This is a genomic window from Butyrivibrio sp. NC3005 (genome assembly GCF_000424545.1).
In the GTDB taxonomy this organism is placed as follows: Bacteria; Bacillota; Clostridia; order Lachnospirales; family Lachnospiraceae; genus Butyrivibrio.
Window position 1 is genome coordinate 1 of sequence record NZ_AUKC01000071.1, and the last position, 11,118, is coordinate 11,118.

The following is an 11,118-nucleotide window of genomic DNA, read 5'->3' on the forward strand; positions in this document are numbered from 1 at the left end:
ATCAAGTAGGAGGGAGTGATTAGCTCCCGTCCTCTCACAGCACCGTACGTACCGTTCGGTATACGGCGCTTTCAATAGTTGACGTGCACAGACTGATAGGCTGTGGCTAAATCATAGAAGCCACTGTTTATCAGTCTTTCTTTTGTCATCGCCATGTTGACTGCGACTGTATGCGTGGTAAACCAATAACCACGCCGACTGTTACCAGCCATGTACGCCAAGTCTTCGGGTACACCCATCTTAATCAGATTTCGCACCTTTGTCTTGGGCTTCTTCCACTGTTTCCATATACACATACGTATTCTGTGATAGAGCCACCCATTGATATCGTCTATGCTGTTCTTCATGCTTGCTATACCGTAGTAGTTAAGCCATCCTCTCGCATATATCTTGATTTTCTCAAGACTAGGCTTGATGGACTGCACAGACTTACGGGAAGATAAATCTTTCAGCTTGGACTTGAACTTCTTCCATGACTTTGGATGAACCCTGACATAAATGCCACTTCCGTTCCTTCCCAATGCAAAGCCAAGAAATTTAAAATTTCGGATTGCAAACACGTTGACCGTACGACTTTTCTCCCGATTTACTGTTAACTTCAGTTTCTCTTCGAGATATTTTGTACTGCTTTCCAAGAGTCTCTCTGATGCTCTTTTGCTTTTCGCTAAAAGAACGATGTCATCTGCATATCTTATGCAGGGCACACCTCTTTTCAGAAACTCTTGGTCGAACTCATTGAGGTAGATATTCGCAAGAAGTGGAGATAAATTCCCACCTTGCGGTGAACCTTCTTCTGTATCAATGACCACGCCATTTTCCATTACCCCACTTTTTAGATAACGCTTTATTAGCTGAACCACACGTTCATCCTTCACATTCCTTCTGAGGAGTTTGATAAGGATTTCATGATTCAAGGTGTCGAAATACTTTGATAAGTCCAAGACTACTGCAAAAGTGTAACCTTGTTCTGCGTATTCCTTTACCCTCTGTATGGCATCCTTTGCGCTTCTGTTAGGACGATAGCCGTAGCTTCCGTCCGCAAACAACGGTTCATAGATTGGCACTAACTGTTGGGTTATTGCCTGTTGGAGTGTTCGGTCTATCACGGTAGGTATGCCAAGCTTACGCACACCTCCATCTGGTTTTGGAATCTCAACTCGCCTGACTGGCGATGGAGTGTACTTACCGCGATATATTCGGTCAGTTAACTCTTGCTGATGTTCCTTAAGATACGGAAGTGCCTCTTCGATAGTCATTCCATCAATTCCTGGCGCTCCCTTGTTTGCCTTAACTCTCTTATACGCTCTATTAAAGTTATCCTTATACAGTATCGCTTCCAAGAGTTTCGGCTGTGCACTGTCTCTTTCTTTCCATATCCGATTGAATGACCTAAGCGCTTTCGCATACCCTTCGTGTTCCGCACTATCTCTTTGCAAACAGCCATTATTATCCATGTTTTCTGCCATTGACGGTCATTTCTCCTTTCTCGGTCATACTTAAGACTCCTAATGATTCGGTCCTTCGGTTAGCATGTCCATGTTTCCATGTCCATATCCCTACTATGACCTCTGCTGACTTCTGCATGTTCAGCACCGCCTCGTTACCTTGTACGGTGGTTACTCCTTTCAGAGCGTTTCACACAGACCTCCCTAGGTACCACACGTTTCTTCCTCTCCATCCATCTGCCTCATTTATCATGCATGATTCCGTGTAGTTATTGGGCTTCAACTTGTGTAGCAGCCTTACCCTCATGCATAACCTCATATGAGATTTCTGTACGTCAGACCGGAGATTTGCCCGTGGGTTGGTATGTTTCCCACATCCAGCTTCCTTCAGATTCCGTCTCGCGGCAGACACCCTTGCCTTCGGCTATATCCTTCCCACTACCGGGCGGATTCGGGACTTAAACCCGTTAGAAACGTGCGCCGCTAGGCGCACTACCAAAAAGACCCAGTACAAACGTACTGAGTCTTCTGATATAATCTAAAATTTTCTTCGGGAATAAATACTATTTTCCTCCTTTACTGCTCGTCTTCAATCAATACAGAAAGAGCAGAGAACTTTTCAGCGTTCTTCTTGGCTCTTACCAGCACATAAATCAAAAGAACAATATTTGTCAAAATGGCTACTCCACCAAGTATGCCACCTGTAACAAAATCGCCATTCTTCAAAACAGAAAAGTTAAAAATTGTTCCGGCATCATATAGAGTATGTAAAGCCATTGGAATAATGAGCGCCAAAACCCAGTATAGCACCGTCGGACCTTCGTCCTGTAATTTGTTATACCTAGCTCTTCCCATAAACTCTCCCATTATCATGTTTAGTGTCATATGAGTGAACGCCAAAGGAGTTCTGATTAATAACACAATAATCGAGTCTCCAAAAGTAAAGTCCTCTACAAACGTAAAGCCAAAGCCAACTGCTGCTCCCAAGAGGATATACTCATAAACATTGCTTACCTTATTTTTCAGAACAACCAGCGTTATGATGATTGCAAGAAACTTAAACAGTTCCTCTACACCACCAGCCATAAAAAATGCTGTAAAAAAAGATGCCGGTAGAGCCTGCATTGTTGATCCCTCTATCCCGATGATTCTTAATACGAATAACAACCCAATCCCGGAACCTGCGGAAATTGGAACGCAAATACAGCCCAAAACAACCGGAAGAATTGCCTGTAGTTTCCCTATAGGCTCTGGAACTTCCCTTTTGATCATACGAAGATAGATAAATCCACAGACAACAAAGGCAAGTAATGCGGCAATAATTGAAATAATAATTGTTGTTGCATCCATGATAATTTTCCTCCTTAATAAATTGCCTTATACAGGTGTCCTTATAGCTCAGTACAGATTATTTATATACTCAGTCAAAGCCTCTCTGTCATAGAAGTGCTCAATCTGATGTATCATATAATCCGGTTCTACGCCTTGGTCAATGTCATACACAGAACCGTTTTTAAGTCAGTTCATGTTTTAGCAACCGCTTGGGATTGTCAACACTGTATTTCATAGATTTCTCCCGTTACTTTTCACTACTAACACCCTGTAAAAATGCTGTGCTCACAACTGCATAAATGATATAAGTTATCAGCGTTCCAAAGCATACATCAGAAAGAAAATGGTTTGTCATATGAATTCTGTTATAGCCATAGATAATAACGAAACACGATGCAATAACAAAGCAGACTATGTTCTTTTTCTCTGAACGGTTTTTAAGGACATCTGAAAGCATTGGAAGCGAGAACATCATGGTTGCTATGGTCATGTTGCCACTAGGCCAGCTCTTAAAGCTGTCATTGGAACCTGCAAGATTAGGAATCATCTGCCACCAATTTCTATATTCTGACATAGGATCATCAAGAGTTAGCAGATACTTATATCTTGGTCTCGATGCCACCTGCTTAAGCCAAAGATTTGTATTATCAGCTACAACCCCGGCAACCAGAATAGCTGCACCTGTCATTATCAGCTTGTCGGGATTTACATCATCAAATATCCGGTAGCAGACAAAAGGTACCCAGGCATACAGCACTACCCAAAATCCCCAGCTAATTACAGATATAAGAGCTGTCGACTCGCCTGCAGAATAACCAAACAACTCTCTTACTTTGGATCCGTTGTAATTATTGCTGTAGTAAACAGCCATGAAGTATGAAATTACCATGATGACCCACGCAAGCATTTTAAATCTCTCACTTTTTTTCATGAGTCCCTTAAAAATACACATCCCGGCTGCAGGATATAAACAATAGGAAAAGTATGAACCATAGGTAGCAAAAAAAGCTCCAAGGTCAGTCTTGTTAGCCAATGTCACATTGATACTGTAATCAAAAAACGTCCCCACTATTATTCCTAGTATGCAAATCGCTACCATCGCATAAGCACATACCTTTGGGACAGCCATAACTTTTTTGATATCCAATTATCTTATCTCCTTCGAGGATATATATACCATAAATTTACTATATTCCATCTTGTGATAATCTTAAAAACGCACAAATAAATGCATATATACAAAAAAGATGTACATTGAAGTCATCTTTTCCATATAGCTTTTTCCTATCTTTCTTACAAATGAGACCATAATTATCACTGTTCTTAAGAATGTTTTTCATAGCCAACTGTATTCTACTTTTTTATCGGCATTTCCCTTACCAATTTGAAGTACTCTACTCAAACAAAATCTAAGACATGATATGGAACACGCTATCAGTTAACTGACCATTTTTTATCCCATATCTCATCAGCTGCAGCAAGCTTATCTTTTCTAAGCATATAGAGACTAGCTATGCCAATGATTACTGCTAAAGAAACCTCAAATATCAGCTGAACAGTGCCATATTGATGTGTTATAATACCGTTCTCTGTAGCTGTCGGTTCCATAGTAAAACTGATAAAATCATACAAGCCGTGGGCAAATATTGGGAATATTGCACTTCCTGTTTTTAGATATAATGTTGCAAATAAAAATCCATGGAATGTGGACGTTATCAACTGCAATATAGTCATGGTCGTATCTGCACCACTCATAATGTTTCCCAAATGCGACAATCCAAATATCAAAGTAAGTATAATCACCGCAGTAAACCTTTTCTCTTTCTTAACATATCTCATTACAATAGCCAGTGAACATATTCTGAACATAGTCTCCTCGCCAAATCCTGCTGCAAGCCCCATAAAAAGAGCTCCTAAAGACGGGTTATAATAAAACGGTCGTTGTATAAACAAAGGTTCAAGCACAGTTAAAACTACAAGTACAACAAATGGGATCATTATGATACATATATCTTTAATTGAAACTTCTGGTCTTACAAATCCTTTAAACTTTGGAGCATACCAAAACTTGAAAACAATCATTGCCATTACTGCAAATATACATATACCTATATTTCCGGCATAAGATGAGATTCCTTCACCCGCACTCCCACCTATGGCAACAATAATTGACGGTATAATCATACCGAGTATAACTGCAACATAAGGCATCTTTTCACATATTGAATGCTTTCTTGTTTTTGTATTCATCTTTTTCCTCCTGTAATAAAATATGTAAATAGTTATTACTGCATACCAGTCCATGGATCATAAGTTTTAACATTTCTCTTGCGAATACCCAGAGAAGTGTCGATAGCAGCACGGAATAAGTCATCCCCTTTAATAAGGAGTATCTAAAGATTTCTCTGAGCATCTTTTTGTCTTTTTCTTCAATCAACATAGACTGAATCATTCTGACAGGACTTATGATTGCCTCAGAAAAAGATAAGAAAATAAACTTTGTCATCTTAAAAACTGAAAAAGCTGCCATCGCATCCGTCGTACCAACCCTGGCAATCAGATTATTAACTAATGTATTAAAGATAATGGAGGATACATTTACAACTGTCATGATTACAGTTGTTATATCTATCAGTTTCTTTTTCTCATCAAGCTGAAAAAGCGGAATCTCAATACTAGGCTTATTCATAATCCTTATTTTTCCCTAATAACAACCTTAAAAAATGCCGTGCTCAAAAACGCAAATATTCATATTTCATACAATGCCTCCTACCACTCGCGCCTTATCTTTTCAAAATCAATTGTCTTACCGACTTTCTTCCATATGATTAGAACAAAGACCAGATTGATTACTATTAGTCCGACATAAACCCAAAGTAATTTACCTGCACCTGCACCTGTCTTAACATAATATCCAGAATTCTCTTCAGGAATAAATAATCCTGAGGTATAATCAGTAAGAAAATCATTTAATCCGTGCGCCAGTCCGCATGCCCATATATTTCTTGTTTTCCAATACAGTATCAAAAGAGCAAGTCCGAAAAGACCTGCTTCAAGAGTTTTTCCAATAGCTTGTCCCCAAGCCACTGCGGAGAATGGATCAAATCCACCTAAAACATGTACTGCTCCAAAGACAAGTGAGGACACAACTGCTCCAAGCACAAATACATATTTCCAATTCCTAAATTTATATATGATTGCATCGCTGATGACAGCCCTGAAAGACAACTCCTCAAAAAGCCCCACAGACATATACATGAGGAACACAACAAACAGCTCCAGAACAGGATTCTGCAAAAGCGGTCTTTTTTCACTTATATCTGAAACCAACACAATAGTGCCGAATGCAAAGGCTACAATCAGAAATCCAACAGAATACTTCAAAACATAGCCTGTTGAATTATAGCTAGATGCAAGTGTCTTATCTCCCGATATCTGATACAGGAAAAAACACGCCACTCCACATAGCATCGTTCTTACGATGAAAAACTGAAAATGTGTCTGAGTCGGCACTGATTTGAAACATATGACGATATATACTATGCAGAGGGTAGCAGTAATCAGTGGAGATCTTTTCATGAATTCTATATACTTTTTAAGCATTGGTATTCTCCTCTTTAATAAAATACTTTATACAGGTGCCCTTATAGTTCAATACAGATCATTTATATACTTAGTCAAAGCCTCTCTGTCATAGAAGTGTTCAGGCTGATGTATTATATAGTCCGGCTCTACGCCCTGGTCAATGTCATACACAGAACCGTTTTTCATGTAGCTCAGACGGCGATTGCTGGACATCTGAAGCAGAGTTCCATCTGCTGTTGAAAATGGGATTACTGTGCATGCGCCGCCTCCGCTTTGCTGGCCTAAAATAGTAACTTGACCCGACGATTTTAATACACTCGGCACCAGATTACCGCAGGAAAAACTGATAGATGAGGTAATACAGTACAGATTGTAGTTTAGGAGCGAGTCCTTTTCGTCGTATACACCATCAAGATTGGCATCTGCACGAAAACATTCATTGGCATAAGCACCTGTCAGTGTATCCTGGATACATACTGAACCTTCTCCCAGAAACAGACTTATCATAAAACTTGCAGTGACGGTGTCTCCTCCGGAATTCATACTTAAATCAATAACTACATTCTCGATAGGGCTTTTCTTTCTCGTAATCTGTGAATATGAATACAAAAGAAGGCCAACAGTATCTTGTGTATCAGCGGTAGGTGCGTCCTTATAATAATCAGCATCCTTATCTTTTGCTTGGAAACTATCAAAGGTGATGTATGCTGTGTTTCCGACTTCCTCGTATCCGGGAATCCCGTCGGGATAATACTTTTCCCTGGCGGTATAATACTTCATCGCCGAATCACTCATGTTTTGAATTGACTTGCCAGTCATCCCGTCGATTTGCGCATCCATGCCAATCCGCCACGAATTAAGCATATACCCGCTATGTAAGTCATCAATGTAAAGCTCCATCAAAACTTTCATCGCTCTTGCAGACATCTTAGGATTAGTACTCCTTAATGCGTCTTGAAGAGCTGTTTCGGAAAAGAATTTATCAAAATCCTCAATTCCATGGCTCTCTTTCAAACCATAAAAATGGTCCATCATCATACATAATTCGTTATATGTATAGTCCGCGAGTCTCTCACTTTTGCTCTCCTTGGGCTTTGCTTCGTAATATTTCCTCAAAAGTTCCCTTCCAGGTTCTGAACCATACTCATAGACAAATACTCCTTTGCTATTGTATAGAAGGCATACATAACTTGGAAGAGACAGCATAATATCACTTAATGTCTGCATGGGAATGTAGCATTTACCATTCTCTTCAATCAGGTCTATTCCATATTTTTTCAGATCAAAAACCACTCCCGAACCAAAGCGGCTATAGGAGTTTTCCTCTGAGAGCATAAGGCCATCAAAGGCACTATCTGGTTGCAGTACATCTATAACCGTGCTTGTCCAGGAAGGAACGAAAAAAGCATCAAAATCATAAAAACTGATTGTGTCTTTATCGCAGTCTATCTGCATAGTATACTGGTTTTCACGGGTAATTATTACCACTGAGCCCTGGGACGAAGTGGTCAGTGCATAGTTTTTATCTTCAATAATCTCGTGATTGACTCTTTCCATAAGAGAGACGGCAGTATCAATGTCAACGTAGGGAACCTCTTTACTTTCATCAGCAAAACAGAGTTTGATACTTTCTTCATTATCAACAGAGTGAAAATATAAAGGAATCTCCATTTCACTAAGAGTATTTCCGGATGGTGCACCACAAGCAATCAAAAGAATACTCCCGCATATGGTTAATACCAAAACTATCCAAAGCTGATTGCATAAACGCTTTTTCATGAATTGCCTCCTCTCATCAGTCGGTCACAGTAGTTACCTTATCCGTTACCAGATGCACCTTTTAAGCACACACCTTTGGAATAGCCAAAAACTTCTTTGTTATCCATTTATCTTATCTCCTTCGAAGATTTATATCCCCATATAATTATACTACATTTCGTCTTGTAATAGACTTAAAAACATACAAATACATATTGTAAAAAAGATGTACACAAGCTTCAAAGCTCATGTACATCTTTTCTTTATTTATCTTCGTTCTCAGGAATGAACTGTGCAAAGTTATCCGCCCAGCTACCATGAATATCATATCCAGTAATCTTTGTTCCCTTAGGAATGTCAGTCCAATTATTTCTCCAAAGCTTTGCAAATCCACATCCAAGGTCAAGAACTCTGCTATTATCTTTTAATCCAATCAACTGGAATTATCCTAACAGGAAATCAACAATCATTTCCTTCTCTTCATCCGTCAAAAAGTTCATATGACCGCGACCTTTTAACAGGTATGTCTTGCAATTGGGAATGATTTTCTTTGCTCTTTCGATTACGCCATTTCCTGGAAACAGACAATCCTTTTCAGCCGCCATCACAAGTGTTGGTGCAGTACATTTTTTTATTAATTTCTCATCAACATTACTTGGCATGCCTTTTTTAATCTTAACATGGTCAATGCTCAGTTTTGCTGTTTCATATATATCTTTTGTAATATTATCTTCGGTTATAGCCATTGGGAGCATGCACTTTTTCAGCCATTTTTCTTTTCCAGTAATCCAATAAGCTATCATCGGCAGCATCATACTGGCACTTTTTATTGCTGGTGCATTCTTTATTCCTGAGGGAACATATAGCACAACTCGATTAATCTTATTAGGGCAAACACACATTGTTTTCGCAATCACACCAGCACCAAAGGACCCGCCAAAAAGACTTATTTTATCGTACTTAAGGCCATCTATTACTTCGCTAACCCATTTTCCATAATCATATCCCTTTGATGGCAGGCAAGAAGATTGTAAGCTGTGGTGGCATTTCCACCGTGAAAAACCAGAAGTGGTATACCGGTTAAGTTACCAGTCTCGATAATATGTGTCTTCCCGAAAGAAGTATCTACATAGACATCTTTCCAAGGTGCTAGCAGCCTTGAAAGCTGACTGTCATATAGATTCAGTATTTCTTCTTTTCCTTTTTCAGATTTGTATATCGTTTTCATAAACCCCCATCAGCTCAATGAATCGCGAAGTTATTTAATTGAAAAAAGAGTATTCTTTTCATTAAATCTCCCAACTGCATCTTAATCATCCCATGTGTAACGCTATAAACGGAAATATAATATCCCGTTGTCTTTGGCAGCATCACATAAAGTTTTAATCCCTCTGTTCCATATCCACGATTCCGATTATTGAATGTGGTCAGGCACTTTGATTTCAAATTATCAATAATTCAAACAATAATCTAACTCCACATCCTTGCCTATATGCTCAGGAGACCATGGGATATAATAATCTACAGGTACCCCTTTATGCGCAAGCCCTTTGCCATAATCAATTCTTTTGTCTCTAGACGTCGGATAAACAAATCTAAAATCATCAAAGGAAACCACATTACAATTTGAAAAATCTGTAATTCCCATAGTAGGTCTTCCAACTAAAGTCACTTTAGGAGAACATGACATAACCTCTGCGAATGCATCCCCAGAAGAACCACAGCTTTCATCCGTAATAATCAATACCTTTTCAGGACCTTTTTTCCCTATAATTCCACTTGCAAATTCGTCATCGTCATCAAGAAATCCTTTGCCCATATTTTCAGTGTTATTGGCAATCATTGTATTTAGCATTGCTGTCATTTCTTCTGGTATATCCCCAACCAAATATTTTTTTAGATTCTCGATTCGATCTTTACAATTTCTAACAGAATAATTAATTTCAATAGGATATTCTGGCTTATAATAGTCTGTAACGAATTCTCCTTCTGGAAAACAATACTCCAGGAGCGGTACAAATGCAGAATCTGCACCTCCACCATTTCCACGGACATCCACAATAAGTTTTTTACATTTTTCCAGAATGTACTTACATTTGCTAAATAACTGATTTATCGCGTCCAAATCAGCAAAATCTGCAAATCTTAGATAAAGCGTATCATCATATTCTTCAAAAGAATAACATTCCGTCTCTGTCCCCTTTGTATTATGAATAATAGAAATATCTTCTTTTGAATCATCTGGATGAATAACAGTTAAAACGTTGTAAAACTTTAGCACTGAAGACCAAATTTTCCCTTCACGCTCCGCTGTTTCCCCCATAAAAAATGTTTTTTCTCTTTGAAATAATTCTTTTATTGAAAAACCATCGATTTCAACTATTTTATCTTCCGAGACAAGCCCTGTATCTTTATTTGCTTTTATCACGTATAGTACATCGTCCTGCCTCATCACTGAAAAACCAATTTTTTCAAGACTGAAATCTGTAAATAAAAGATGTCCTTCTACACCAAAAGTGGCCAGATATTCCTGTACCAGATGTAAAAAATCCTTTCGATCCATGTCATCAGATATCTGGCTTTCATATTCCTGAGAATTACCCGTTCCGTAATCTTTACAGGTTGCGGAATCTTCTCGCATAATTTCAACTATTTCTTTAAATATTTCTTTATTAGTCATCATTTACTATGTTCAATTTTCCGTTACTGAAAACTTATAAAAAGTTATAAACTTTTATGTTTCATTCCTACTTCATCGAGTATGCTTTTGACGATGAAAGAATCAATCTACTCACAAGTTCTTGTACTCTCCATAGGCGTAAATTCCGAATTAACGTATCCGTACACATTTGCATTAACGTTCAAGTGTTAGCTTGCAAATTTTTCTCCATAAGCTTTTAAGTTTAGTGATGCCTGAAAATCTCTGTCTATGACATTTCCACATTCACATCTATAAATCCTGTCAGATAATTTCAAATCTTTTTTGATATTTCCACAG

The 11,118-nt window shown here is 38.5% G+C and carries 12 protein-coding genes; all 12 read right to left on the bottom strand.

Annotation, left to right across the window (positions count from 1 at the left end):
• Positions 1-71: 71 nt before the first annotated feature.
• A complete protein-coding gene (gene ltrA / locus G634_RS0114285) occupies positions 72-1,466 on the bottom strand; it encodes a group II intron reverse transcriptase/maturase (RefSeq protein ID WP_026505763.1) in 1,395 nt (464 codons plus the stop codon).
• Positions 1,467-2,021: 555 nt separating this feature from the next.
• Complete coding sequence (locus G634_RS0114295; protein WP_026505846.1) at positions 2,022-2,795, bottom strand: PrsW family glutamic-type intramembrane protease; 774 nt, start codon at positions 2,793-2,795, stop codon at positions 2,022-2,024.
• A gap of 229 nt (positions 2,796-3,024) precedes the next feature.
• Positions 3,025-3,924 (bottom strand): phosphatase PAP2 family protein, encoded by a 900-nt coding sequence (locus G634_RS0114300; RefSeq protein ID WP_026505847.1) that lies wholly within the window; start codon positions 3,922-3,924, stop codon positions 3,025-3,027.
• Positions 3,925-4,211: 287 nt separating this feature from the next.
• Positions 4,212-5,027 carry a CPBP family intramembrane glutamic endopeptidase gene (locus G634_RS0114305; RefSeq protein WP_026505848.1) on the bottom strand — a complete coding sequence of 272 codons (816 nt, stop codon included), beginning with the start codon at positions 5,025-5,027 and terminating at the stop codon, positions 4,212-4,214.
• The gene (locus tag G634_RS0114310) at positions 4,993-5,466 is read right to left on the bottom strand and encodes an MATE family efflux transporter (RefSeq protein ID WP_026505849.1); all 474 of its coding nucleotides are present in this window, start codon (positions 5,464-5,466) and stop codon (positions 4,993-4,995) included. The genes G634_RS0114305 and G634_RS0114310 overlap by 35 nt, the downstream gene beginning before the upstream one ends.
• A gap of 80 nt (positions 5,467-5,546) precedes the next feature.
• A complete protein-coding gene (locus G634_RS0114315; RefSeq protein ID WP_026505850.1) occupies positions 5,547-6,380 on the bottom strand; it encodes a CPBP family intramembrane glutamic endopeptidase in 834 nt (277 codons plus the stop codon).
• 48 nt (positions 6,381-6,428) lie between these two features.
• Positions 6,429-8,141, bottom strand: a complete 1,713-nt coding sequence (locus G634_RS0114320) for a S41 family peptidase (protein ID WP_026505851.1) — start codon at positions 8,139-8,141, stop codon at positions 6,429-6,431.
• A 242-nt stretch (positions 8,142-8,383) separates the two neighbouring features.
• Positions 8,384-8,557, bottom strand: a complete 174-nt coding sequence (locus tag G634_RS21270) for a hypothetical protein (protein WP_155830604.1) — start codon at positions 8,555-8,557, stop codon at positions 8,384-8,386.
• Between the two features lie 6 nt (positions 8,558-8,563).
• Positions 8,564-9,037 carry an alpha/beta hydrolase gene (locus G634_RS21655; protein ID WP_242826824.1) on the bottom strand — a complete coding sequence of 158 codons (474 nt, stop codon included), beginning with the start codon at positions 9,035-9,037 and terminating at the stop codon, positions 8,564-8,566.
• Between the two features lie 56 nt (positions 9,038-9,093).
• Positions 9,094-9,348: a hypothetical protein gene (locus G634_RS21430; protein WP_196805380.1), complete on the bottom strand. Its 255-nt coding sequence runs from the start codon at positions 9,346-9,348 to the stop codon at positions 9,094-9,096.
• A gap of 222 nt (positions 9,349-9,570) precedes the next feature.
• The gene (locus tag G634_RS0114340; RefSeq protein ID WP_026505853.1) at positions 9,571-10,803 is read right to left on the bottom strand and encodes a S41 family peptidase; all 1,233 of its coding nucleotides are present in this window, start codon (positions 10,801-10,803) and stop codon (positions 9,571-9,573) included.
• A 185-nt stretch (positions 10,804-10,988) separates the two neighbouring features.
• The coding region (locus G634_RS22030) for a zinc ribbon domain-containing protein (protein WP_155830539.1) at positions 10,989-11,118 on the bottom strand (130 nt) is incomplete at its 5' end.